The following is a 20,129-nucleotide window of genomic DNA, read 5'->3' on the forward strand; positions in this document are numbered from 1 at the left end:
CATGAGTATAATAAGCATATGTTAATAATGAATGCATGAGAAGTGAGAGGCTGCGGGAGGTGGAGAGATGCCGAGGCCGAGTAAGGAAAAGAGGATATGCAGGCTGCCGGGGTGCGGTTTTTTTGTGCCGGGTGAGGGTGGTCAGCCTACGCATCGGATACGGATGACAGTCGAGGAGTATGAGACGATTCGGCTGATTGATTATATGGGATATACCCAGGAAGAGTGTGCGGTGCAGATGGAAGTGGGAAGAGCCACTGTCCAGGCGGTCTATACGGAAGCCAGGAAGAAGCTGGCGCGTTTTCTGGTGGAGGCGTCATCTCTGGAAATCAGCGGCGGGAGCTACAGAATCTGCGGGCAGAGAGAACACCGGCAGAATGCGTGCGTTCAATCATTCAGGAGAGGAGATTCAAACATGAAGATTGCAGTGACATATGACAATGGAGAGGTATTTCAGCATTTTGGACACACAGAACAGTTCAAGGTATATGAGGTGGAGGACGGTAAGATCGTATCCTCTGAAGTGATAGATACCAATGGCAGCGGACATGGTGCCCTGGCCGGATTTCTGAATCAGTGCGGTGCTCAGGTGCTGATCTGCGGAGGTATCGGCGGTGGCGCAAGGAATGCGCTGGCAGAGGCAGGGATCCAGCTTTATCCCGGAGCATGCGGAGATGCGGATGCCCAGGTGGAGGCATTTCTGGCAGGAAGCCTGAATTATGATCCGGATACAGTCTGTGCACATCATGAGCATGAGCACGGAAGCGGCAGCTGCGGTGAGCATTCCCATGAGTGCGGCCATCACTGCGGAAATTAATTTTATACTCAAAGTCAGGAAAAAGGCATCGGCAGGTGAAGGTTCATCTGCGGATGCCTATTTTCATGGAATGAAATGCGGTGCTTTAATCTTCCAGATTGCTTTTTATTTCCCCGCACGCTATTTTGCTGCCGGAATCCCCTGAGGGCTGGGTTTTGAAGTCGTCAGGGTTTTCGTGGATCACAACCGTCCGGCCAATGATTTCCTCCGGGACGAACCGGTTGGTATAAAACATGGAAAGGGCATAGCCGTCATTTTCAAAGAGCGGAGGCAGATCTCCGGCGTGTTCCGGGTGCGGACAATCCTTTGGATTTAAATGGCTGCCGGTCAGTGGGAAATCCCCTTCTGCATTTTCTTCGCAGGAAGAACCTTCATGAATGTGAAAGGCGAAGATTTTTTCCCGGCAGGCAGCTTCCGATGTGGGAAGTCCGGCAACATCAGCAAGGACAACCGTACCTCCCCACAGCGGGAAAAAGTATACGAAACCTTTGATATGAGGATATTTTTTTCCACCGTAAACAAAGGCGTAAGCTTCCGGTGCAGTGGTGATCACCTTTTGCATGGCTTCCAATAATTCCCGGCGCATGAATGTCATTTGCTGCAGCCTGAATCGCAGCTGCATTTGGCAGGCATGTCAAAGCTGGGATTGAATGCATAGAAGTTTTTGAAATCCAGTTCTTCCTGAACGGAACGGAGGGTTTCACCGAAACGCTGGAAATGCACAACTTCTCTTTCACGCAGGAAACGGATGGGGTCCACAACATCCGGATCTCTGATGACACGCAGAATGTTGTCATAAGTGGTCCGCGCTTTCTGTTCTGCTGCCATATCCTCAAACAGATCCGTGATAGGATCACCCTTTGACTGGAACTCACAGGCGTTAAAGGGGACACCCCCGGCAGCCTGAGGCCAGATGCCTACTGTATGGTCAATATAGTAGGGACCGAGGCCGGATTTCTCGATTTCTTCCATGGAAAGGTTGCGTGTAAGCTGGTGTACAATGGTGGCTACCATTTCCATGTGTGCCAGTTCGTCGGTACAGAGAGGTTATCAATGGTATTTCTATTGGATTTTGGGGTAGATATCCAGGGTAAAGGTGATTTCATCCCCGCGCTTAAAGTCATTTTTGTTATCTTTAAAGTAGTCAACTCTTTCGAGTAGCTCTTTCAGCACGGAGTTCCGGGTAGGTGCGTCCCAGTCCCAGTAATTGGATAAGAGGTGTTCGCATTTTGGGATAAAATTAAATTTTTGTTCCAGGAGTTCCCGGTCATGTGCCAGTTCTGCGGCAATGCGCTCTATGGCAGCGGCGCAGTCATCTATCTGCTTTGCCGTGGCGCCTGATCGCTCCAGGAAAACCTCTGTGGTGTATATACCTTGTTCCAGTAGTTCATACTGCCTATTCTTCTGGGTGTTAAGATTCTCCAGTTCGGCGCGCTTATCCAAAAGGACTTTTTCCTTTGTGGCTATGATGTCTACTCCGTTGGTATCATTAAGTGAGTCATTGATTTTATAACTCTGTACTAGATCTGCAAGGCCGGCAATGAGGGCTTTTTCTACCAGACTCAGCCGGCTGCTCACGTTATTACATCCAGTGTAAGAGCAGAGGAGTGTGTCTTCCTGTTTCCGGCTGTTATACGGCCGCCTGACCATGTTATGACCGCATTTCCCGCATTTTATTATACCGGACAGAGGATTCTTTACGGTGTTTGATGCGCCTATCGGTCTGGGTGGATTCATGCTCCGGTAATACTGGGCAAGATCATAGATATCCTGCGATATGATCGCCTCGTGGAGACCGTCTGTTAATATGTAATCATTGCAACGAGGACGGGATTTTACCACATTTCCATTCTCAATCTTATTCATGCCCTTCCTTCGGTTCCACCTTATTTTTCCGGTATAGACCGGATTTTCCAGTATATTTGCTACTGTGGCGGTTGACCATGATTTTCCGGATAGAGATGGGACACCCATATCAATCAGCTTACGGGTTATCTTGCACATGCCGATGCGCTCGCCATCTATCCCGTATGTATACCAGTTATAAATCAGTTTTACAATTTCTGCCTGCTCAGGGATAGGCTCAAGAGAGTAGCCTTTTGTGTGTTCCAGCTCCACCCTACGGTATCCGTACGGAGGCTTGTTACCACAATATTTGCCCTCCTGTACAGACGATACCCGGCCTGCATTGAGGCGGCGCTTTATGGTCTTATACTCCCTTCTGGACATAAACAGCCCGAACTCAAAATATTCCTCGTCAAACTCATTGTTCGGGTCATATGTTTTTGTAGGGGTTATGATTTTAGTGTCAGAATACTGGAATGCCCTGGCAACAACACCCTGATCTATGGAATCTCCACGGGCCAGACGTTCTACTTCCACAACAAGAACACCGTCCCACATACCAGATTCCACTTCCTGCAGGAGGCGCTGCATCACCGGCCGGGCAGATATTGTTTCACCAGATACTACTTCCCGGTAAATGGCTCCAATGTGGCAGCCGCGGCGTTTGGCAAGGTCAAGCAGGATTCTTTCATGCCGGGCCAGGGTTTCCTCCTCTCCGCGTGCTTCGGCCTCCCGATCTGCACGGGACTTTCTTAAATAGATACAGTCTCTTTCAAGTGTATTCATCGTATCACCTCTCTATAGGATATGATTTTTGGGTACAAAAATAACAGCCAGCGAACTTTTGTTCCGCTTGCATGGCTGCCCCGAAGATGATACAATATTAGTGTTTGGGTAATAGTGTACATCTTCGGATGTATGGCCGGTCTCTGTTGGCGCAGGGGCCGGTTTTTATTATTTGACATTTTTAGCAACCGGCAGTTGGTATGATCTCCCCCTTCGGTTCCTCGTGGAATATATTATTTTGAAGCCCCTGTAGCAACAAGGGCTTTTTTGTTACTGTTCTATGATACAGTTTGATAAAACTAAATATTGTCCATCGGATACATTAATATATGCCTGACCTTCAAAGTTATCATTTGAAAGAATATCTTGTTGCCGACTGTCTGAATAAATACAATAATATCCACCCCGATCTGAGGTGGCATTCAATTTATACTCACCAGCAGGAAGATTAACACCTATTTTAAGCATAGAACCTTCTTTCGAGGTATCCAAGGTATTCTGCGAACACCATTCATCGAAAGGGTAGGCTACTGCTGATGATAACTCAAGATACTCTTCATCATATACAGTGATAATTGAATTGTATTTAAAATTGTCATTAAACAAAATATCATCACCATTTGCATCAGAATTTACAGAAAAATATCCACTACTTCTATTCGACGGCATCACAATATATTCGCCTGCAGGCATATCATACCCAACTTTTAGGACACCAGGTCCGTAAACTGTAACCGATGGTGGCGCTTCTTCATTATTATTTTCTTGCGTGGCAGATTCGATTTTTTCCGGATTATTTGTTTCAGGTTCTGAAATTGTTAAACTGTTTAGAATAGATTCAAAATCATCACTGTAATCAATATTATTGTTGTTGACTACAGCCATGAATATTTGTCCAAGTCCATTATTGGCAATAAAACCTATTGCACTAACCTTAAAGTTTTCGTCTGAAATATCTATTTTTTGTGTCATAGTAACTAATTTTACATTAGTACCATTATATTGAGAGTCGTTGACACTATCAATAGAAATTACTCCGGTACCATCTTTTAACCCGCTTACCCAGCCATCCATGTTTTTAGATATTTGTTCATCGGATGCCGACTGGAGTTCAGGAACGGGAGTATACGTTAGCATTAAAAGCGCTGTATTATTTTCTGTAGGGTAAAAATATAAGCCGTCTTCTCCTTCTATATTTTTTGAAATCCAATTTGCAGGTATATCTACTGTAAACTCCCCATGAGTGACTTTTGTTGTACCTTTCTTAAAGTCACTTGACATAGCAGGTGTATTAGTCGCTACGTTATCTTTCTCAAGCTGTTTTTTGAGTTCCTCATTTTCTTTTTGCAACTGTTCAAGTTGTTTGTCTGAGGTATCGTCGGACTTGGTCTCTGTGGCTCCGCACCCTATGGAAGAAATGCTTAACATGGCTGCGAAAAGCATTATAAGAATCTTTTTCTTCATAAAATATCCCCCTTAAAATAATTTATTAACATGCCGCAGCAAATTAATCTACATCACCAAAGCTCAGATCGGCCATTGCATCACGCAGACCTTCCAGCACCTCATGCTGCTCTATGTACTCTATCCACTTATAAGGAATACCTGATTTTATTTCTCGTTTCAGGTTGTCATAGAGTGGCTGCATGGCTTTGTTCCACATCTCACGGACCGCCTTCTGCACCTTAGCCTCTTTCCAACGGCTCTTAGCGGGCCGATTCTGATTTTTAGTCTCCTGAAATTCCGTGGCCTTTTCCATAAAAACCATGTATCCATCAAAGTTTTTTTCCAGGTAATTTAAAAATTCTTTGTATGTCATCTATTTGTCATCCCTTTCAACCATTAACCAGATAATATATGTTATCAAATTTAACGGACGTTACAATACCATCCTCTCCAAAATGGATTGTCGATGAATTTGGGTATAGGTAAGCCAAAAGCTTAGCCTCATACTTATCTGTGCTCCAGAAAGAGCGGTATCTTGTCCGCATCATTATATGGTTGGCAGCAGCTATTGAAATTCCAAAATAACTGCTGACGGACGGGGCACTGTGGAAATTTTGGTACTTTATCAATGCCTCAGGTGCTAAAAGGTTGGCAGCAAAGGCGTCCGCTTCCGATTCATTTTCTCTGCTTTCAGTTTCATGCCCCAATAAAAAGTGGCCTAATTCATGCATTAATGAAAAGCGGATACGCTGTATACAAAGTTTATCATTATAAAACACGACCTTTAAAATTTTATCCGAAAACGCATCATCTGACATATCCCGACACAGGGCATATAATTCAGGGCGCAGGTATCTTGCCTGCTCGTATGTAAATACCTTAAACTCATAATGCTTCAGGACAGCGATGCAATCAAAAGGGAAGTCTTTAATTCCGCACTCTGTACAGACTTCCCAGACTTTTTGATGTAGTTTTTCAGGATCCATTTTGTCCTCCAGAATTATTCAATTATTTCGGACAAAAGTTGTATCAGGCGTAATTTCTGTTCTTTTGACATTTGTTTACCATTTCTGGCAATGAGGTGTTCAACATCATCATATGACGGCTCATGTTTTTGCTTTTCACCAGTAGCCATTTCTTCAAGCTCTTCAATTGTGATACCAAGATGCTGACATATTTGTATAACATTATCAACGCCTGCGCATCCCACACCCTTTTTTAAAATTCCATATAGAGTGGTATATGGCATGTCACATTTTTTAGCAAAAGCTTTTAGGCTATACCCTTGCCCTTTAATTAATTGTTCGAGTATTCTGGCTTTTTTCATATATTCTCACCTTGTAGTTGTTTTTACTCAATTATTTCAGACAAGAGCTGTATTAGGCGCAATTTCTGTTCTTTGGACATCTGTTTACCATTTCTTGCTATGAGGCGTTCAACATCATCATATGACGGCTCATGTTTAAGTTTTTCTCCTGTAGCCATCTCTTCAAGTTCTTCAACAGTGATGCCGAGATTCTGACATATTTTTATTACAACCTCAACACTTGTCTTTCGTATACCAGTTCTTTTAAGTATTGTATAAAGACTCGTATATGGTATATCACATTTTTGAGCGAATGATCGTAAACTATAGCCTTGTTCTTTTATAAGTTCTTCGATTATTTTGGCCCGTTCCATTTAAATTTTCACCACCTTTTCTGTTACTTATATTATATACGATTTTGCGAATATTGTAAACGAAAAAGTATTCAAAAACAAATAAATATAAGAAATATAAGTGAAAATATTCTCGTGTGCAAATATTTTTCTTGACAATGGTTGTTCGTGAGTATATAATGCAGTTATGAAATTCGCACGTGCGAATATTTTGGGAGGTGAAAAAGTGTATCCAAATCTAATTGAGGTCATGAAGAACGAAAAAATAACATTCACTCAAATTGGTGAGTTACTTGAATGCAGATACCAAACTGTTAGTGACATTGTTAATGGTAATACCATTAAAGGGTTTCACTATGAAGATGCGTGCAAAATACATAAAGTATTTTTCCCAAAATACGATATGGAATATCTGTTTAAACGCCAATAATACAAACTTATGTTCGATGAAATAAATATAGCATGAACATACGTTTGTGTCAATCAGAAATGAGGAGGTAAAAGTGAAGGAAGAAATTAAATTACCATATCCTAAATTAAGAGTCGATTGTAGACATACAGATTTAGGAAACATAACCAGCATAGTGCTGGACGGTAAAGAGTTATATGGAATAAAGAGTTTAAAACTTGAGGTCCCGCCATGTGATAGGCCACCGATGTTAACCCTGGAAATTGATGTAAGTATTTTTAATAGAGCTGATATACCGGATTACATGAAATGACAGCCATGAATCGGCGGCGGCCTGGCGGGGGCCTGTAACTTAGATTATAGGAGATATGAAAGAAAATGTATATGTTTGTATCAATAAGAAATGAGGAGGTGAGAGAATGCAGACCGAAGAATTATTACGCATTAAGCATAATCAGAAGGTTAAGGATTTTGTTACGGAGATTTTTAAGGAGTGTGAGAGAAAAGGTTTCACAGTTTCCGACATGAAGGACCTTGCTGTAATTCTTCCAGGAAAAATCAACAAGGCCCTTATGCTGGTAGATGAAAATACAGAATTTAGTATGATTTCTCAATGATTTTTAGTATCTCATTGTAATGGTCATAGTACAAAGAAACAAAATCATCCAAATAATAATCTTCAGGCGTTTCTATTTGACCATTTTTAATCTCTGCCTGTATATAGAGAATTGCTAAATCGTGAGCACGTTTCTCTTTATCAATCATGCTATTTCTCCTTTCTTGCGTACTCGGCCTGGCGGGGCCTGTAACTTAGATTATAGGAGATATGGTAAATAATGTAAATGGTTGTGTCAATGAAAAATGAAGGAGGTGATGTAGGGTGGTATTTGTATCTGAGAGGATTATAAATATTGCGGATCTTGAGGAAACCATTAGAAAGGCAAAACTAAATCTGGAAATTCTCATGGATGAAATGCCTAAAACCGCACAAAGCGAACAATTGTCGTACAGGGCGGCTTTAGTAAAAGACCTTTTAGAGTCGGCTCAAAATTTTGAGTTTTGCATAGAAAAAAGGAAGTGCGTTTTTAAAGATGATTTCTCGAATCAAACAATTCAGGAAAGTCTTTCAAAAGTTTGCAATCAGGATTAAAACAATCTAAGTATTTATATTCTTTGCGCTGATTGTCTTTATCCAATTTTGAGTTTTCGATGATAGGACAGGTTGCATATGCAAAACGTACTTCATATTCATTTTCAGGATTTTGTGTAAATCTATATTTGGCAGAAAGTACAATATTCTTGTTGTATTGAGGACATTTAACTGATTTTCCAAGAATCGTATAGTATTCGCTCATAAGGTTCTCCTTTCATTTTTACTCGGCCTGGCGGGGCCTGTAACTAAAGAATAGGGAAACAGAAAGAAAATGTCAATCGAGAAAGGTGTTAAAGATATGTGGGTCATATTTTTATTATCCGCGTCAGCATTTGGGCTAGCGGCATTATTAATCTTGTTTATAGGCCACAAAATATACATACGGATGCAAAGAAACAAAGAAGTATTTGATGTAGAGAAAAAGGCTTATGAAAAAATAAAAAAAGAGATTCAGGAGGAATCAGAATGAAAAAAGTGATTGTAGGAATTATTATCGCGGCGGCATTGATTGGTGGAGGATACACGGTCATGTCCATGACACACGTAGGACAGGGCGAAATAGGAGTTGTCTACTCCATGAAAGGCGGCGTAAAGGACAAGACACTGGGACCGGGTTTTCATTTTGTCGGCCCAACCGATAAGGTGAAAGATTATCCGGTATCACAGCAGCAGCTTGTACTCAGTAATAATCCGTCGGATTATGGCGAGAAGGAACATGCTGACTGGCATGTGGATGCCCCTGCAGATGGAGGGATGGTCAAGCTTAACATGACCATGAACTACAATTTCATTCCCGACAGGGTGACGGGGCTGTATGAAAAATTTAATGGCATGGACGGGGACGCCATTGTGGACAGTATGGTACAGAACTCCATTATCGCTTACATAAAAGAAGTCACGCCTCAATTTTCCGTTATGGACATATACAGCACAAAACGTTCAGAGGTGAGCAAGGCTATCACAGAATACCTGAATGAGAAGCTGGAACCAGAATACGGAATCAACGTTGCATCGGCTCTTATCATTGATGTGCAGTTAGATGATGCACTGAAAGAAAAGGTCCAGGCAAAGGAACAGGCAAAACAGGATGCTGAAAAAGCAGAGCTGGATAAGCAGACCGCAATAGCGCAGGCAGAGACAGATAAGGTGAGAGCAGAATCAGCCGCCGCAGTAGAAATTGAAAAAGCCCGTGGCGAAGCAGAAGCGAACAGACTTAAATCAGAAAGTATTACACCAGAATTGATACAGATGATGGAGATGGAGGCCCGTAAGGAACACGGCTGGGTTACTGTCCAGGGGGCAGATACTGTAGTCAAAGGGGAGTAGTATACGGGGCTTGTCCCCGTGATAGGTCCTCAAAGAACAGGTACAAGTATCACTGCATACTATAACCATTGAGGAGGTGGTTTCTTGGCATTAATAAAAACAATTAAATACGGCGCTGGAGAGATTCGGATACACGATGACTACTCAAAAGACAAAACGGTCGAAGAGACTCAACGTATCGTTGATGAAGTGTCAAGGCTGGTAATGGATTTTTACAAAAGAGAAGCCGCCGGATAAGGCGGGAGAGGAGGGACAAGCCCATGCATTACACCACAATAAAAGACGCAGCCATATGCACTGCTCTTGCCGCCCTGACCGGATGGTGGCAGCCACGGGACGCTCCGCAGGCAGTTATGTGCTACATAGTTATATTTATCCTGCTGGTGGTGGCCTTTGAGGTCGCCAGAGATTGGACAGAAAGGAGAAAACACTATGACGTTTAGAGAAAAGTTACAAGCAGAACATCCTGACCAAATGGAGGCTTACTGGCTGCATCATTGCCCAGACAGCTTTGGTTATGAGGATTATTCGGATTGTGCGGATTTTGCTTGTGATGAATGTAAAGCGTGTTGGGACCGGGAAATGCCGGAGAAGGGAAAATCATGAAAAAGACAACAAGAGAATGTATTGACAGTATGTTAAAGGACACGTGGGACAATGATTTAGAGGATGCTGACAGCCGCCTGAAATATGCTCTTGCTTACCTGACAGGTGATGAAGACATCAAAGAATTGTACGAACTCATTAAAACTGGAAAAGCCCCTGGCGCCGGGAAGCATTCAGGGACTTGAAAATATCAATTCATCCTCATTATAGGATGAGAACGGAGGAAAGTCAATGGATGGGAAAGATATTTTACAAAAATATAGACCGGTTATCCAAGAGATGATGCGGGATGTTGCAGAAAACTCCATACCGTATATAACAGTAACAGCGTGCCCAGATTACTGCATAGCGCTTTCTGATGGCGCGGAATTAACTATCGTGAATGGCAACGAGAAGATTAAGGGGGCCAGGAAATAATGTATTACGAAGGTATCGGCCCTGAGCAGGGCACAATTGTAAATGATGAAGACGCCTATGCATATGCGCTTGAACGGTGTTTGTCCGGTACAGAAGAGGACAAGCAGGATTTTAAGGAGATGTTAGTGGAATGGTTTTATTCAGGAAACTGGGCAAGGAGGGAAGAAGAATATGCTGAAGTCATATGAAGAGATGAGGAAGATAGATGTCCGCCCTTACTGTGAAGAGAGGGAAGGAAAACTTTACCTGAACTGGGCTAAGTGCGTAGAACTCTTACATGAGAATGGTGCGGAGAAAGCATACTTTGTTCCGATACCTGACCCGAAAACGGGGAGCAGTCTACGAATGACAGACGTTGTGTTTACCGATAAAAGCAACAATACAAATCGGTGTTACGAAACTCTCATTGAGGTTGTTATAGATGATAATGTGTACCGGATGCAGTCACCAGTCATGAACGGATCTAACCCGGTAAAGGATAATTCAATGTCACAGCAGCGTGTCTGGAACAGTATGTGTCGCTCATTTGTAAAATGCGTAGCGATACATACGGGCCTGGGATTCAATCTGTGGCTGAAGGAGGAATTTAATAAGTTTGAGAACGCGATCCCCACAACGGACAGCGACAAAGCCACAGATGCACAGATAAAACAGATAAAACTTTTAGGAGACATCCATCCAAACTTGAAACTGGATGCCTGGCTGGAACGCAATAATGTGACCTGGGAAACGCTGACCAGGGAGCAGGCAGGGAATATGATGAAAGCTATCAAGAACAAGTATGGGGATGAGTAAATGAACACGGGAGTACAAATCAGGGGATACCGGGAAGATACAAATGGTACTGACCTGATTATCCATATACCTGATAGGCGGCTGGGAGATATGCTTCAGCGCAAAAGAATAAAAGAAGCAGAATTGAGGCTTGACGATGGGCGACATATATCATCGGCCCAGCGAAAAAAGATATATGCTACAGTCCGTGATATTGCTGATTTTACGGGCTATCTCCCAGAAGAGGAAAAAGAATGGCTGAAATACTTGCATATCATACGGACAGGAGGGGAATATTTTAGCCTTTCCACATGCTCTATGGATACAGCAAGAGAATTTATCAATACCATCCTGGAATATGTCATAGAACACGGTATACCACTATCAGAGCCTGGTGTTGATCGGACGGATGATATAGGTAAGTACCTGTATTACTGCCTGAAACACAAGAAATGTGCCGTATGTGGTAAGTCTGGAGAGATACATCATGTAGATGCAATCGGCATGGGCCGGAACCGCCGGAAGGTAGATGATAGCAGTTGCCGTAAGATATGTCTCTGCCGGATGCACCATACCATAGCCCATCAGCGCGGTATGAAGGCCTTTGAACAGATGTATCATGTATACGGCATTGTAATAAAAGCGGATTCGCGTTTACCAATGCAGGAAACGCTGAATGATATATCACAATTTGTAACTTTGTAAGCCATGATTTCCCCGGTTACGGCCGGGGAGAAGGGAGGGCAAATGAGTAAGCAGACAGATGCTCGTGAAATTGCGCGGGGATATTTTAACCGGATCACATCCGGCCATAAAAACACAGTAAGCAGACCTGACCTGAACCTGCCGGGAAACGAATCTATTGACCGTCAATTGAGGATTTTAGTGGAGGAGGCAAACCACAACGGTGACTGTATTATAAACGTCGGAAACGGCTATTACAGGCCCATACCTGGGGACCCGGTGGACGAATTGGAGTTTAAGGAATACACAAGTAAGGATGATTCCAGGGCAGGCAAGCTCTGGGACAAAATATACAGCATGAAGACAACGTTTAGTAACTGGAGGAAGGAGGGGCAGCATGGGGAAGAAAAGCAGAGAGAAAGGAAAACGGGGTGAACGTGAACTTGCAAAACTCCTCATAAGTTATGGCTATGATGCCAGGAGGGGGCAGCAGTATTGCGGAGCGAACGGTGATGCGGACGTGGTTGGTCTTCCTGGCCTACATATAGAGTGCAAGTGGGTGGAGAACTTAAACCTGTCAGATGCAATGGCACAGTCGGAGCGTGATGCAAAACAAGGCGAAATACCTGTGGTCATACACAAAAAGAATAGACATCCGTGGCTAACTACCATGAGTGCAGTAAATTTTGTGAATATGGTGGCGGAAACTACGCTTTTACGCTCCTTTCCAAACACCTTTGTCACTATACCCCTTTACGATTTTTTGGAGGTTTACGACGGATATATCAGTGAGGAGGGGGATACAGATGGAAGGATGGGTAAAACTACATAGGAAAACGCTTGATAATCCTATGGTCTGCAAAGATGCTGATCATCTGGCGGTATGGGTATACCTCCTCCTGAAAGCCTCGCATGGGACATGTCCAGCGATATTTAAGGGCGAGAAAATAATGCTGCAGCCTGGGCAGTTGATAACCGGCAGGCTTAAAATTGCTGCCGATTTATCTGTGAACGAAAGTAAGGTGAAAAGAATCTTAAACGCGTTCAAAACTGACCAACAGATTGACCAGCAAGCAAGTAACAAAAATAGCCTAATTACAATACTTAACTGGGAATCTTATCAGAAGATTGACCAGCACACTGACCAACAGATGACCAGCGAACGACCAACAACTGACCAGCAAGTGACCACAAACAAGAATGAAAAGAATATAGAGAATGAAAAGAAGGTAAATAATAAAACATCTAATGCGCCTGTGGCAGACGATTCCAAGTACCAGTACAAGGAAATCGTTGAGTATTTGAATATGCGTACCGGGAAATCGTTCCAGGTGGGGTCCAAGGACACGCGGAGACTGATACGAGCCAGGATTAATGATGGATTTACTTTTGATGATTTTCGTAGGGTTATTGACATCAAGTCTGCCGAATGGAAAGAGGCGGATATGGATAAGTATCTTAGGCCGGCTACGTTGTTTGGTACAAAATTTGAAGGGTATCTAAACCAGAAAGGGGGAAAGAAGATTGAAGAACCTGGAAGAAACACTGAACCGGATGAAACAGACATTGTGCGACGGGCAATTGAGCAGGGCGCCGGAGCAGAAGGATTTGAATGGTGATACCTGCCCAATCTGCCACGGGGAAGAATGGGTGTATGAGCATGACGAGCACGGAGTTGAATACGCCACCCCTTGTAAGTGCCGGGAGCAGAAGGTGATGGACAGACGGCTTCAGTTTGCAGAATTACCTGACAGCCTTAAAGAAATAAGGCTCAACACATTTAATCTGCGGAGATATACAAGGGATGAATCCAGGGAAATAGCTGCCGTGGCTTGCAAGGGAGTTAAATTCTACTTGGATAATCTGGACGCTATGATAGAGAAAGGCATGGGCCTGTACCTGTGGAGTGAAGAAAAGGGGTCTGGTAAAACGCGTATGGCTGCTAGTATTGCAAATGCACTTATGAATGAGCATGGCATACAGGTCAAGTTTGCTACATCCATGAATATCCTTCAGGAGATTAAGAGTACCTGGGGACAGAACGGAAATAAGCAACAGGAAGGCTATCTACTGGATGCACTGCAGACAGTTAAGGTCCTTGTAATTGATGATTTCGGGACAGAGGAGACAAAGGACTGGATCAGGGAGAAATTCTATCAGATTCTGAACGAACGGTATCTGAATAAGCTTCCAACCATCCTGACGAGTAACTTCTCGCTCGACGGCCTGAACTATGACCGCAGGATCACAAACCGGCTGCAGGAAAACACATTTCAGATTCACTTCCCGGAAGAGAGCGTACGGGAGACAATAGCCAGAGAAAATGCAGATTACATGCTAAATAATGTAATTGGATAGGGATAAAGGTATGATTAATCAGAATACTGAGCAAATAAAGCTTATTGCGGAAAAATATGGAATAAATAATCAGCTAATAAAGCTGATGGAAGAATGCGGTGAACTGGTAACTGCGGCGGCAAAATATGATCCACAGCATCCTTATACGATAGAACATATAGCGGAAGAGGCAGGAGATGTCCGCATCATGATAATGCAGATAGAATACCTCATGGGGATACAGACCACCGTGCAGGAGAGTATGAATAAAAAAATTAACAGGCAGATAAACAGAATGAAAGAAAAAGGATTATTGAAGGAGGTATAACATGGTACACCTGATTGAAAATTATTATGCACTTACAAACAATATGGGATTCACTCTTGCCGTAGATAAAGGTAAGACGGATAAGGACGGGAATAAAATTTACGATACAGTAGGATATTGTGGGAGTTTCGAGGAGACAATTTCTCTCCTTAGACGTAAAGTTGTAGACCAACGTCTGCAAAATGGATCATATGAGCTGTCAGAGGCTCTGGCAGTGATAGAAAATGTGAAAGAAGAGATAAAGGCGGCAATCACAAATGAGAGCAATCAGTGAGATGTATATGAGATCCGGAGGCACCGCAAGCCCGAGATACTGTGACGAGTGCCCTAACCTGACCAGCATTGGGAAGCATTACGACTACAAACTATACCAGGAGGCCGGGGGTACTAAGCACTGGCAGCCGAGTTGGGTAGCATGTAAGTTCTTCGGGATGGGGCACTTGCCGGGGATGGTGGCGCCGGAAGAGCCAGAACAGGAGATTGATGGGCAGATGAGTCTATTTGAATAAAAAGAAGGGGTATAAATGCCAAGAAAAATTAACAGCGACACATTTCGAGAAATATGTCGCTATGTATGTGTGATTATTGGGTGGGAAATTGGGAAATGGCTATTTTTTTAATTTAATATCATTTTTATCAGCTATATCCTGCAGTTTATCGTAAAGTTTCTCATAATCATTAGAATTTTGTATTAAATGGAATTCAGATTTTAGTTGACGATATTCCTGATCTGACACAAAAGGAGATACAATCTCTATATTATTGGTAGATGAAATTATTTTAGCATTAACAAAAGCATACTGCATATAAACAAAAACTAATATTGCAACAAGGAAATATGTACAGAATAAAAGAGCTTTGTAGTAGCGCTTTACAGTTTTTACAGTTGGTAATTTGGCATCTTTATTTCGTGTAGATGTATTACTTTTGTCTGGCAATATCTGTGTTTCATTAGCGTTTTTAGATTCAATGATATTTATCATTTTATCACAAAAATTTTTGAATACTTCACGTAAAAAGTTGGCGGCTGAGACAGCAACGACAATCAAAACATACATAAGTACTCCTGTGCCTTGTTCTGAAAAACCATCCGAAATTTGCTTATATGTTGCATCCGAAATAAGCTGCACAAATCCGCCGCCAATATTTAGAAAAAGTGAGAATACAAATTCAAAGATAGGATTAAATAGTTTGCCAACAATAAAAGCTAAAAGCGCACCGACGATGGCTGCATATATTGAAGTTTTACTAAAAATTTTTTTGTTATTATCCATAATAGTTACCTTTCATCATTAGTAAGGAAAATTATACCATATAAATATGATAATTAAAAGAATTTGGTAACACGGAAAATAAATCTGAGAAAGGGGCCAGCCTCCTGCAGGGGTAAGGGTATACCGGGCTTCTTAAAGAAAAATGAAACAGACAAAGAAAAGCAACAAGGAAGTATATCATTCAAGAGTATATACGAACCGCCCAGCATACGCTGACTTTGATGCACCGAGTAAATTTCAGGCAATACAGTCGATTATTGCAAAGCACTTGAAAGAACATCCGAATGCGATATGTTCGTATTCCGGTGGAAGCGACAGCGACATTATGTTGGATTTAGTGGAGCGTACAAGAATAATGTTCGGCTTGCCGGAAATAAAATACTGTTTTTTTAACACCGGGCTCGAAATGAAGGCGATAAAAGACCATGTAAGGGATGTCGAGAACAAATATGGTGTTGAAATAACGGAATATAGGCCGAATAAAAACATTGTGCAGTCTACAAGGGAGTATGGTATCCCATTTATTTCAAAAATAGTATCAAGTGTAATGGAAACGGTACAGAAAAAAGAACTGCCGTTTTCCGTCAAGGAAGAATATGACAATGCAGATGATAAAGCAAAAATAAGGCAAGAACTGAGGGAACGATATCCAAAATCAGAACAGGGAATCAATTTTCTGTGCTGTTGTAACCGGGACGGAGAACCCAGGCCAAATATACAGCTTGTGATTAACTCTTCAAAATATTTGTATGAGTTTATGGTTGAGAATCCTTGTGATTTCAAGATTAGTGCAAAATGCTGCGACTACTGCAAAAAACAAGTCGCCCACAAGGTACAGGCTGAATACGAAATGGTTATTACGGGAGAGCGCCGAGATGAGGGAGGCATGCGTTCCGTGCCTAAATCCGAAGATGCAAACGGGACGATGTGCTTCTCGGAAACAAGTAACGGGCAGTTCAGGTTAAAGCCGCTGTATTATGTATCAGATGCAGATAAGGCATGGTATAAAGAGCGGTATGGGATTAGATACTCAGATGCTTATGAGGTGTATGGACTGAAGCGCACAGGTTGCTGTGGATGTAGTATTTCCGCAAGAGCAGTCGAGGATCTGGAAAAGATAAGGCCATACGAACCGAATGTTGTTAAAGCGGCATGGAATATTTTTGGAGACAGCTACAGGTATAGACAGAGATATAATGATTTTAAAAAGATGAAGCAGGCAGAGGCAAAGAGAGGCGGTCAGATGACTATCTATGACTTCCCGGAGGCGCTGCCATGAATGGTCAATTGAGTATATCGGACTACCTGCAGGCCAGGGACAATGTACCTTTTTAAGCATTGCGGACAGTGTGTTTGCCGGTACTGTCTGTACTGGTGGTCAAATCGTTGCCCTTATGGTGATTGTTATGATGACCGCCGGGCAAAGATAGACCCATACGATATAGCTCACCCAGGTAGGCCGCAAAGGACTGCCTGGAGTGACTGGAATAAACCGGAAGAGCAGGCGCATTGGTGCAGAGGCGGGATATTTTATCCGGTCCATTACTGCCCAGGGTTTACAAAATATAAAGGCTGCCAGGTAAAGGAGTGCCTAAAGTGCAATGTGGTAGTGTATCAGGACGGGTACATAGCATGTAGTCTTGTGGATACTCTGGGGTGCATGGCGTGTTACCAGGAGTTCGAGGACAGGTTGGGATTGGAGGGATAGGAATGGATAGATTAACGATTCCTGATGAAAAAATAGACGGGGGATGGAGAAGGACCGTAGTTGATGCAAGAGCGGTTAAAGAAAATGCCATGACATTATATTGGCAGCTCAAAAAGTACGAGGACACCGGTCTTGCCCCGGAGCGGATTAGAGCAATAGATCAGGCCTATGCAAACCAGGCTAAAGAGCTTATGGGGTATAAGAGAGATGAGGAGCAGGGCCTACTGTTGCGGCTGCCGTGTAAAATGGATGAGAATACTAAAGTATATGAGATATACCGATTCTGTGGGGAAGGGGCATGGGAGATAGAAGAACATTATATTAAGTTCTCGGATTTGAAAAAGATTGGAATGACTGTATTCCTCACCCGCGAAGCTGCTGAAAAGGCGCTTGCAGAAATGGAGGATTAGTCTATGTGTAATGATTTTAAGTGTGTGCATGATCAGTGCGAGTATGTATAACGAAACACTATAAATGTGAATCGAAGAATTTGCCTATCACTTTTATAAGAAAAACTCCAAGTATTACTAAACCAATAACCGGCATAAATTCTGGACAAATAAACATAAACAACAAAAGTAATAGCCACAAAATACCTTCTATTAAAGCTTTCTTTGTGTATTTATCCATAAGAATCGCCTCCCTTTGGTCTATTATACTCTCATAAAGAGTGGAAATCTAGATTACTACGAAATTTATTCTTCAAAAAAAGGAGGGCCGGGTCAGCAGGCCCGGCAGTATGAAAAAGAAAAGTCTATATGAAAAAGGTTATCGCCCTTTGTTGAGTATTACTATACCGGGAAAATGTGATGAAACTGTGGTGAAAAGATAAAAGAATTGTGAAAGGAAAATAAAAATGAATGAAAATGAATTTAATAAAAGAGTAGAAAAGTTTGTGACAGCATTGAGAGACTTATATTTAGATGCAGATGAAAGAGAAGGCACTGAAATGCCAAAAATAGAACTGAAAGAGGAGAACCTTACAGATGACTTTACCGCAATGATTATAGCGGTAAATCTCTTATATACTTCGATAACCGGTGATGACGAAATGGACCTTATAGGATTTACGCATATGGTAAACCGTCTGATATTCCAATGGTATATGGAAAAACAGGAACGGGAGGTGGAAGACCATGAGCAGCCGGAATAAGGAGATGCAGGCCAGGACAGAAGGAATGGTATATGCATTAAAAATCGCCGGGCAGGGCGGCATAGAAGAATTGGAAAAAGAAATAAAATTCAGGAATCTGACAGGAATTTCCCTGAATTTGTCCAGGAAGGATTTAAATACGGCCAGTGAGAAAATTAAAGAAATGACAATGGATACCTTTACAATTCTCACAGTTGCCGTTCTTCATGATGAGTTTGGATTCGGTGAGAAACGCTGCCAGAGGTTTATTGACCGGATGAATAAGAAGGCTGAGTGCATGATTGATGATTTCTGCACCTGGGATGATTATATCCAAACAATAAAAGAAGAATTAAATCTTGAACTGCAAATACGATGGAACAAATGACGGTCTTAGAATATCTGGAATGGAGAAAGATAGATGGGAAGAAACGGATCAGGCTACCCGGACCCTACATACAATCAGGCATTACCCGCGATCAGGCGGGAGGAAAACATAAGGGCGCGGGAAAAGCGGTACGGCGTAAAACGTGGAGAAACAGTACATATAATCATAGACATTAAGGACGAGGGACGGAGGACCGTAAAGGTAAGCCGCCGGATGCAGGTTATCAATCTGTATGAGCACCACATTCTCCTCCGGCATAAAACAGGAGCCTGTGAGAGCTATCAGTATCAAGAGTTTATGCAGATGATGGACAGGAGGTAACGGATGAAAGAGATGTTGATTATACTTAAAATAGCATTTGCCCTGTACAAAGAAATAGACATGCAGGAAAAGCTTTTAAAACACAGAAACAAGATGCTTGATACATATAAAAAATATCAGAACTGTCCGTTTAAATATAATCAGACGGATAAATGGCGAGAAGATTTAAAAGCATCACTGGTAAATGCGAGCAAAGAGATGCAAAACTGGAGGTGATGCCAATGGACAAAAAAACGCTGGAAAGGTACAAGCCATTGAAAAGGGAGTTGCTGATGATTGACAAGCAGATAAGTAGGCTGGAGGAACGCCGGGAAGCGCTGCCTGTAGTTATGGGCAAGGTGCAGTCATCAGATCATAATTTCCCGTTTACAGAGCGGCGTGTCAGTGTTCCAATGTTGGACCCAAAGGAGGCCGATAAGATTGATAAGGATATTGCACAAAAATATGCCAGAAAGTGTTATGTAGAATCTAAAATGAATGAAGTAGAAGAATTTATAGAAGACATGCCAGAAGGTGAAGTAAAAAGAATCTTTGAACTGTATTATTTGGAAGGTATGACACAAAGCCAGGTGGCTGACATTGTAGCATTGGATAGGAGCAGAATCTCCAGAAAAATTTGTGATTACCTTGAAAACGCACACAAAGCACAAAATTAATATGGTATAATTAAGATAGAACGAGTAGAACATAAAATAATATCCTCCGTTTGAAAGTGCGGT

Annotated in this window: 38 protein-coding genes and 1 pseudogene; 27 read left to right on the forward strand and 12 right to left on the reverse strand. The window is 42.3% G+C overall.

What is annotated here, in order from left to right:
* The first annotated feature begins 67 nt into the window (after window positions 1–67).
* A complete protein-coding gene (locus tag V8Q34_RS22345; RefSeq protein WP_033139328.1) occupies window positions 68–817 on the forward strand; it encodes a NifB/NifX family molybdenum-iron cluster-binding protein in 750 nt (249 codons plus the stop codon).
* A gap of 85 nt (window positions 818–902) precedes the next feature.
* Here the strand turns inward: V8Q34_RS22345 and V8Q34_RS22350 are convergent, their stop codons facing one another.
* From V8Q34_RS22350 to V8Q34_RS22385, 8 genes and pseudogenes are all read right to left on the reverse strand, one after another.
* Window positions 903–1,412, reverse strand: coding sequence for a superoxide dismutase family protein (locus V8Q34_RS22350; protein WP_103732449.1), 510 nt, complete (start codon window positions 1,410–1,412; stop codon window positions 903–905).
* Window positions 1,409–1,855 (reverse strand): annotated as a pseudogene (locus V8Q34_RS22355) (manganese catalase family protein); the annotation flags it as partial. The gene V8Q34_RS22350 and the pseudogene V8Q34_RS22355, both read right to left, overlap by 4 nt.
* A 24-nt stretch (window positions 1,856–1,879) precedes the next feature.
* Window positions 1,880–3,448: a recombinase family protein gene (locus tag V8Q34_RS22360; RefSeq protein WP_335836350.1), complete on the reverse strand. Its 1,569-nt coding sequence runs from the start codon at window positions 3,446–3,448 to the stop codon at window positions 1,880–1,882.
* A gap of 270 nt (window positions 3,449–3,718) precedes the next feature.
* On the reverse strand, window positions 3,719–4,912 hold the full coding sequence (locus tag V8Q34_RS22365; protein WP_335836351.1) for a hypothetical protein: 1,194 nt from the start codon (window positions 4,910–4,912) through the stop codon (window positions 3,719–3,721).
* A 43-nt stretch (window positions 4,913–4,955) separates the two neighbouring features.
* Entirely contained in the window at window positions 4,956–5,267 is a 312-nt protein-coding gene (locus V8Q34_RS22370; RefSeq protein WP_335836352.1) for a hypothetical protein, read from the reverse strand.
* Between the two features lie 16 nt (window positions 5,268–5,283).
* The gene (locus V8Q34_RS22375; protein WP_335836353.1) at window positions 5,284–5,880 is read right to left on the reverse strand and encodes an ImmA/IrrE family metallo-endopeptidase; all 597 of its coding nucleotides are present in this window, start codon (window positions 5,878–5,880) and stop codon (window positions 5,284–5,286) included.
* A 14-nt stretch (window positions 5,881–5,894) separates the two neighbouring features.
* Window positions 5,895–6,221, reverse strand: a complete 327-nt coding sequence (locus tag V8Q34_RS22380; RefSeq protein ID WP_335836354.1) for a helix-turn-helix domain-containing protein — start codon at window positions 6,219–6,221, stop codon at window positions 5,895–5,897.
* Window positions 6,222–6,244: 23 nt separating this feature from the next.
* Window positions 6,245–6,574, reverse strand: coding sequence for a helix-turn-helix domain-containing protein (locus tag V8Q34_RS22385; protein ID WP_335836355.1), 330 nt, complete (start codon window positions 6,572–6,574; stop codon window positions 6,245–6,247).
* A gap of 482 nt (window positions 6,575–7,056) precedes the next feature.
* Here V8Q34_RS22385 and V8Q34_RS22390 point away from each other — a divergent pair, with 482 nt between their 5' ends.
* Together V8Q34_RS22390 and V8Q34_RS22395 are read left to right on the forward strand one after the other, a co-directional pair.
* A complete protein-coding gene (locus tag V8Q34_RS22390; protein ID WP_335836356.1) occupies window positions 7,057–7,275 on the forward strand; it encodes a hypothetical protein in 219 nt (72 codons plus the stop codon).
* A 106-nt stretch (window positions 7,276–7,381) separates the two neighbouring features.
* Window positions 7,382–7,579, forward strand: a complete 198-nt coding sequence (locus V8Q34_RS22395) for a hypothetical protein (protein WP_335836357.1) — start codon at window positions 7,382–7,384, stop codon at window positions 7,577–7,579.
* Here V8Q34_RS22395 and V8Q34_RS22400 read toward each other — a convergent pair.
* Together V8Q34_RS22400 and V8Q34_RS22405 are read right to left on the reverse strand one after the other, a co-directional pair.
* Window positions 7,560–7,727, reverse strand: coding sequence for a hypothetical protein (locus V8Q34_RS22400; protein ID WP_335836358.1), 168 nt, complete (start codon window positions 7,725–7,727; stop codon window positions 7,560–7,562). The genes V8Q34_RS22395 and V8Q34_RS22400 overlap by 20 nt on opposite strands.
* Before the next feature lie 320 nt (window positions 7,728–8,047).
* A complete protein-coding gene (locus V8Q34_RS22405; protein ID WP_335836359.1) occupies window positions 8,048–8,317 on the reverse strand; it encodes a hypothetical protein in 270 nt (89 codons plus the stop codon).
* A 69-nt stretch (window positions 8,318–8,386) separates the two neighbouring features.
* On the opposite strand from V8Q34_RS22405, the gene V8Q34_RS22410 reads away from it, so the two are divergent.
* The 17 genes from V8Q34_RS22410 to V8Q34_RS22490 all read left to right on the forward strand — a co-directional run bounded on the left by V8Q34_RS22410 (window position 8,387) and on the right by V8Q34_RS22490 (window position 15,096).
* The gene (locus V8Q34_RS22410; RefSeq protein ID WP_335836360.1) at window positions 8,387–8,584 is read left to right on the forward strand and encodes a hypothetical protein; all 198 of its coding nucleotides are present in this window, start codon (window positions 8,387–8,389) and stop codon (window positions 8,582–8,584) included.
* The gene (locus V8Q34_RS22415; RefSeq protein ID WP_335836361.1) at window positions 8,581–9,441 is read left to right on the forward strand and encodes a prohibitin family protein; all 861 of its coding nucleotides are present in this window, start codon (window positions 8,581–8,583) and stop codon (window positions 9,439–9,441) included. The genes V8Q34_RS22410 and V8Q34_RS22415 overlap by 4 nt, the downstream gene beginning before the upstream one ends.
* 84 nt (window positions 9,442–9,525) lie before the next feature.
* Window positions 9,526–9,678 (forward strand): hypothetical protein, encoded by a 153-nt coding sequence (locus V8Q34_RS22420; RefSeq protein ID WP_335836362.1) that lies wholly within the window; start codon window positions 9,526–9,528, stop codon window positions 9,676–9,678.
* Window positions 9,679–9,701: 23 nt separating this feature from the next.
* Window positions 9,702–9,884, forward strand: a complete 183-nt coding sequence (locus V8Q34_RS22425; RefSeq protein ID WP_148394036.1) for a hypothetical protein — start codon at window positions 9,702–9,704, stop codon at window positions 9,882–9,884.
* Window positions 9,874–10,047, forward strand: a complete 174-nt coding sequence (locus V8Q34_RS22430) for a hypothetical protein (protein ID WP_187370723.1) — start codon at window positions 9,874–9,876, stop codon at window positions 10,045–10,047. The genes V8Q34_RS22425 and V8Q34_RS22430 overlap by 11 nt, the downstream gene beginning before the upstream one ends.
* Window positions 10,044–10,232, forward strand: coding sequence for a hypothetical protein (locus V8Q34_RS22435; RefSeq protein WP_148394035.1), 189 nt, complete (start codon window positions 10,044–10,046; stop codon window positions 10,230–10,232). The genes V8Q34_RS22430 and V8Q34_RS22435 overlap by 4 nt, the downstream gene beginning before the upstream one ends.
* Window positions 10,233–10,278: 46 nt before the next feature.
* Window positions 10,279–10,464 carry a hypothetical protein gene (locus tag V8Q34_RS22440; protein WP_033144165.1) on the forward strand — a complete coding sequence of 62 codons (186 nt, stop codon included), beginning with the start codon at window positions 10,279–10,281 and terminating at the stop codon, window positions 10,462–10,464.
* The gene (locus V8Q34_RS22445; RefSeq protein WP_033144164.1) at window positions 10,464–10,652 is read left to right on the forward strand and encodes a hypothetical protein; all 189 of its coding nucleotides are present in this window, start codon (window positions 10,464–10,466) and stop codon (window positions 10,650–10,652) included. The genes V8Q34_RS22440 and V8Q34_RS22445 overlap by 1 nt, the downstream gene beginning before the upstream one ends.
* Entirely contained in the window at window positions 10,636–11,259 is a 624-nt protein-coding gene (locus tag V8Q34_RS22450; protein ID WP_335836363.1) for a Sak single strand annealing protein, read from the forward strand. Before V8Q34_RS22445 ends, V8Q34_RS22450 begins: the two co-directional genes overlap by 17 nt.
* 90 nt (window positions 11,260–11,349) lie before the next feature.
* A complete protein-coding gene (locus V8Q34_RS22455) occupies window positions 11,350–11,943 on the forward strand; it encodes a putative HNHc nuclease (RefSeq protein WP_335836364.1) in 594 nt (197 codons plus the stop codon).
* Window positions 11,944–11,985: 42 nt separating this feature from the next.
* Entirely contained in the window at window positions 11,986–12,357 is a 372-nt protein-coding gene (locus tag V8Q34_RS22460; protein WP_033144162.1) for a hypothetical protein, read from the forward strand.
* The gene (locus V8Q34_RS22465) at window positions 12,320–12,754 is read left to right on the forward strand and encodes a putative PDDEXK endonuclease (protein WP_330425202.1); all 435 of its coding nucleotides are present in this window, start codon (window positions 12,320–12,322) and stop codon (window positions 12,752–12,754) included. The genes V8Q34_RS22460 and V8Q34_RS22465 overlap by 38 nt, the downstream gene beginning before the upstream one ends.
* Window positions 12,729–13,541 carry a conserved phage C-terminal domain-containing protein gene (locus tag V8Q34_RS22470; RefSeq protein WP_335836365.1) on the forward strand — a complete coding sequence of 271 codons (813 nt, stop codon included), beginning with the start codon at window positions 12,729–12,731 and terminating at the stop codon, window positions 13,539–13,541. Before V8Q34_RS22465 ends, V8Q34_RS22470 begins: the two co-directional genes overlap by 26 nt.
* On the forward strand, window positions 13,447–14,280 hold the full coding sequence (locus tag V8Q34_RS22475) for an ATP-binding protein (protein WP_335836366.1): 834 nt from the start codon (window positions 13,447–13,449) through the stop codon (window positions 14,278–14,280). Before V8Q34_RS22470 ends, V8Q34_RS22475 begins: the two co-directional genes overlap by 95 nt.
* 10 nt (window positions 14,281–14,290) lie before the next feature.
* Window positions 14,291–14,587, forward strand: coding sequence for a MazG nucleotide pyrophosphohydrolase domain-containing protein (locus tag V8Q34_RS22480; RefSeq protein ID WP_335836367.1), 297 nt, complete (start codon window positions 14,291–14,293; stop codon window positions 14,585–14,587).
* Window position 14,588: 1 nt separating this feature from the next.
* Window positions 14,589–14,861: a hypothetical protein gene (locus V8Q34_RS22485; RefSeq protein WP_335836368.1), complete on the forward strand. Its 273-nt coding sequence runs from the start codon at window positions 14,589–14,591 to the stop codon at window positions 14,859–14,861.
* Window positions 14,845–15,096 carry a hypothetical protein gene (locus tag V8Q34_RS22490; RefSeq protein WP_335836369.1) on the forward strand — a complete coding sequence of 84 codons (252 nt, stop codon included), beginning with the start codon at window positions 14,845–14,847 and terminating at the stop codon, window positions 15,094–15,096. Before V8Q34_RS22485 ends, V8Q34_RS22490 begins: the two co-directional genes overlap by 17 nt.
* 99 nt (window positions 15,097–15,195) lie before the next feature.
* On the opposite strand, the gene V8Q34_RS22495 is transcribed toward V8Q34_RS22490, so the two are convergent.
* Window positions 15,196–15,861 (reverse strand): hypothetical protein, encoded by a 666-nt coding sequence (locus tag V8Q34_RS22495; RefSeq protein WP_335836370.1) that lies wholly within the window; start codon window positions 15,859–15,861, stop codon window positions 15,196–15,198.
* Window positions 15,862–16,003: 142 nt separating this feature from the next.
* Here V8Q34_RS22495 and V8Q34_RS22500 point away from each other — a divergent pair, with 142 nt between their 5' ends.
* Together V8Q34_RS22500 and V8Q34_RS22505 are read left to right on the forward strand one after the other, a co-directional pair.
* On the forward strand, window positions 16,004–17,140 hold the full coding sequence (locus tag V8Q34_RS22500) for a phosphoadenosine phosphosulfate reductase domain-containing protein (protein ID WP_335836371.1): 1,137 nt from the start codon (window positions 16,004–16,006) through the stop codon (window positions 17,138–17,140).
* 431 nt (window positions 17,141–17,571) lie between these two features.
* Window positions 17,572–17,979: a hypothetical protein gene (locus V8Q34_RS22505; RefSeq protein WP_033144120.1), complete on the forward strand. Its 408-nt coding sequence runs from the start codon at window positions 17,572–17,574 to the stop codon at window positions 17,977–17,979.
* A 58-nt stretch (window positions 17,980–18,037) separates the two neighbouring features.
* On the opposite strand, the gene V8Q34_RS22510 is transcribed toward V8Q34_RS22505, so the two are convergent.
* Window positions 18,038–18,199: a hypothetical protein gene (locus V8Q34_RS22510; RefSeq protein WP_335836372.1), complete on the reverse strand. Its 162-nt coding sequence runs from the start codon at window positions 18,197–18,199 to the stop codon at window positions 18,038–18,040.
* A 226-nt stretch (window positions 18,200–18,425) separates the two neighbouring features.
* Between V8Q34_RS22510 and V8Q34_RS22515 the strand changes: the two genes are divergently transcribed.
* From V8Q34_RS22515 to V8Q34_RS22535, 5 genes are read left to right on the forward strand one after another with little or no spacing between them, the layout of a single operon-like run.
* Window positions 18,426–18,722, forward strand: a complete 297-nt coding sequence (locus tag V8Q34_RS22515; protein WP_054353042.1) for a hypothetical protein — start codon at window positions 18,426–18,428, stop codon at window positions 18,720–18,722.
* Complete coding sequence (locus V8Q34_RS22520) at window positions 18,706–19,089, forward strand: hypothetical protein (RefSeq protein WP_335836373.1); 384 nt, start codon at window positions 18,706–18,708, stop codon at window positions 19,087–19,089. Before V8Q34_RS22515 ends, V8Q34_RS22520 begins: the two co-directional genes overlap by 17 nt.
* 33 nt (window positions 19,090–19,122) lie before the next feature.
* The gene (locus tag V8Q34_RS22525; RefSeq protein WP_335836374.1) at window positions 19,123–19,410 is read left to right on the forward strand and encodes a hypothetical protein; all 288 of its coding nucleotides are present in this window, start codon (window positions 19,123–19,125) and stop codon (window positions 19,408–19,410) included.
* 3 nt (window positions 19,411–19,413) lie between these two features.
* Complete coding sequence (locus V8Q34_RS22530; protein WP_033143977.1) at window positions 19,414–19,626, forward strand: hypothetical protein; 213 nt, start codon at window positions 19,414–19,416, stop codon at window positions 19,624–19,626.
* A complete protein-coding gene (locus tag V8Q34_RS22535; RefSeq protein WP_335836375.1) occupies window positions 19,563–20,066 on the forward strand; it encodes a hypothetical protein in 504 nt (167 codons plus the stop codon). Before V8Q34_RS22530 ends, V8Q34_RS22535 begins: the two co-directional genes overlap by 64 nt.
* Window positions 20,067–20,129 lie beyond the last annotated feature (63 nt).

The sequence above is a fragment of the Blautia sp. JLR.GB0024 genome, assembly GCF_037000545.1.
Taxonomy (GTDB): domain Bacteria; phylum Bacillota; class Clostridia; order Lachnospirales; family Lachnospiraceae; genus Blautia; species Blautia celeris.

Excerpts from the sequence above, each read along its gene's own strand:
- V8Q34_RS22380 (WP_335836354.1), bottom strand. The coding sequence starts at position 6,221 with ATGAAAAAAGCCAGAATACTCGAACAATTAATTAAAGGGCAAGGGTAT.
- V8Q34_RS22435 (WP_148394035.1), top strand. The coding sequence starts at position 10,044 with ATGAAAAAGACAACAAGAGAATGTATTGACAGTATGTTAAAGGACACG.
- V8Q34_RS22415 (WP_335836361.1), top strand. The coding sequence starts at position 8,581 with ATGAAAAAAGTGATTGTAGGAATTATTATCGCGGCGGCATTGATTGGT.
- V8Q34_RS22450 (WP_335836363.1), top strand. The coding sequence starts at position 10,636 with ATGCTGAAGTCATATGAAGAGATGAGGAAGATAGATGTCCGCCCTTAC.
- V8Q34_RS22445 (WP_033144164.1), top strand. The coding sequence starts at position 10,464 with ATGTATTACGAAGGTATCGGCCCTGAGCAGGGCACAATTGTAAATGAT.
- V8Q34_RS22525 (WP_335836374.1), top strand. The coding sequence starts at position 19,123 with ATGGGAAGAAACGGATCAGGCTACCCGGACCCTACATACAATCAGGCA.
- V8Q34_RS22430 (WP_187370723.1), top strand. The coding sequence starts at position 9,874 with ATGACGTTTAGAGAAAAGTTACAAGCAGAACATCCTGACCAAATGGAG.
- V8Q34_RS22440 (WP_033144165.1), top strand. The coding sequence starts at position 10,279 with ATGGATGGGAAAGATATTTTACAAAAATATAGACCGGTTATCCAAGAG.
- V8Q34_RS22505 (WP_033144120.1), top strand. The coding sequence starts at position 17,572 with ATGGATAGATTAACGATTCCTGATGAAAAAATAGACGGGGGATGGAGA.
- V8Q34_RS22470 (WP_335836365.1), top strand. The coding sequence starts at position 12,729 with ATGGAAGGATGGGTAAAACTACATAGGAAAACGCTTGATAATCCTATG.
- V8Q34_RS22460 (WP_033144162.1), top strand. The coding sequence starts at position 11,986 with ATGAGTAAGCAGACAGATGCTCGTGAAATTGCGCGGGGATATTTTAAC.
- V8Q34_RS22465 (WP_330425202.1), top strand. The coding sequence starts at position 12,320 with ATGGGGAAGAAAAGCAGAGAGAAAGGAAAACGGGGTGAACGTGAACTT.
- V8Q34_RS22410 (WP_335836360.1), top strand. The coding sequence starts at position 8,387 with ATGTCAATCGAGAAAGGTGTTAAAGATATGTGGGTCATATTTTTATTA.
- V8Q34_RS22405 (WP_335836359.1), bottom strand. The coding sequence starts at position 8,317 with ATGAGCGAATACTATACGATTCTTGGAAAATCAGTTAAATGTCCTCAA.
- V8Q34_RS22500 (WP_335836371.1), top strand. The coding sequence starts at position 16,004 with ATGAAACAGACAAAGAAAAGCAACAAGGAAGTATATCATTCAAGAGTA.
- V8Q34_RS22480 (WP_335836367.1), top strand. The coding sequence starts at position 14,291 with ATGATTAATCAGAATACTGAGCAAATAAAGCTTATTGCGGAAAAATAT.
- V8Q34_RS22350 (WP_103732449.1), bottom strand. The coding sequence starts at position 1,412 with ATGACATTCATGCGCCGGGAATTATTGGAAGCCATGCAAAAGGTGATC.
- V8Q34_RS22425 (WP_148394036.1), top strand. The coding sequence starts at position 9,702 with ATGCATTACACCACAATAAAAGACGCAGCCATATGCACTGCTCTTGCC.
- V8Q34_RS22345 (WP_033139328.1), top strand. The coding sequence starts at position 68 with ATGCCGAGGCCGAGTAAGGAAAAGAGGATATGCAGGCTGCCGGGGTGC.
- V8Q34_RS22490 (WP_335836369.1), top strand. The coding sequence starts at position 14,845 with ATGAGAGCAATCAGTGAGATGTATATGAGATCCGGAGGCACCGCAAGC.
- V8Q34_RS22375 (WP_335836353.1), bottom strand. The coding sequence starts at position 5,880 with ATGGATCCTGAAAAACTACATCAAAAAGTCTGGGAAGTCTGTACAGAG.
- V8Q34_RS22535 (WP_335836375.1), top strand. The coding sequence starts at position 19,563 with ATGGCGAGAAGATTTAAAAGCATCACTGGTAAATGCGAGCAAAGAGAT.
- V8Q34_RS22520 (WP_335836373.1), top strand. The coding sequence starts at position 18,706 with ATGAGCAGCCGGAATAAGGAGATGCAGGCCAGGACAGAAGGAATGGTA.
- V8Q34_RS22455 (WP_335836364.1), top strand. The coding sequence starts at position 11,350 with ATGCTTCAGCGCAAAAGAATAAAAGAAGCAGAATTGAGGCTTGACGAT.
- V8Q34_RS22360 (WP_335836350.1), bottom strand. The coding sequence starts at position 3,448 with ATGAATACACTTGAAAGAGACTGTATCTATTTAAGAAAGTCCCGTGCA.
- V8Q34_RS22510 (WP_335836372.1), bottom strand. The coding sequence starts at position 18,199 with ATGGATAAATACACAAAGAAAGCTTTAATAGAAGGTATTTTGTGGCTA.
- V8Q34_RS22395 (WP_335836357.1), top strand. The coding sequence starts at position 7,382 with ATGCAGACCGAAGAATTATTACGCATTAAGCATAATCAGAAGGTTAAG.
- V8Q34_RS22385 (WP_335836355.1), bottom strand. The coding sequence starts at position 6,574 with ATGGAACGGGCCAAAATAATCGAAGAACTTATAAAAGAACAAGGCTAT.
- V8Q34_RS22485 (WP_335836368.1), top strand. The coding sequence starts at position 14,589 with ATGGTACACCTGATTGAAAATTATTATGCACTTACAAACAATATGGGA.
- V8Q34_RS22515 (WP_054353042.1), top strand. The coding sequence starts at position 18,426 with ATGAATGAAAATGAATTTAATAAAAGAGTAGAAAAGTTTGTGACAGCA.
- V8Q34_RS22530 (WP_033143977.1), top strand. The coding sequence starts at position 19,414 with ATGAAAGAGATGTTGATTATACTTAAAATAGCATTTGCCCTGTACAAA.
- V8Q34_RS22495 (WP_335836370.1), bottom strand. The coding sequence starts at position 15,861 with ATGGATAATAACAAAAAAATTTTTAGTAAAACTTCAATATATGCAGCC.
- V8Q34_RS22370 (WP_335836352.1), bottom strand. The coding sequence starts at position 5,267 with ATGACATACAAAGAATTTTTAAATTACCTGGAAAAAAACTTTGATGGA.
- V8Q34_RS22365 (WP_335836351.1), bottom strand. The coding sequence starts at position 4,912 with ATGAAGAAAAAGATTCTTATAATGCTTTTCGCAGCCATGTTAAGCATT.
- V8Q34_RS22400 (WP_335836358.1), bottom strand. The coding sequence starts at position 7,727 with ATGATTGATAAAGAGAAACGTGCTCACGATTTAGCAATTCTCTATATA.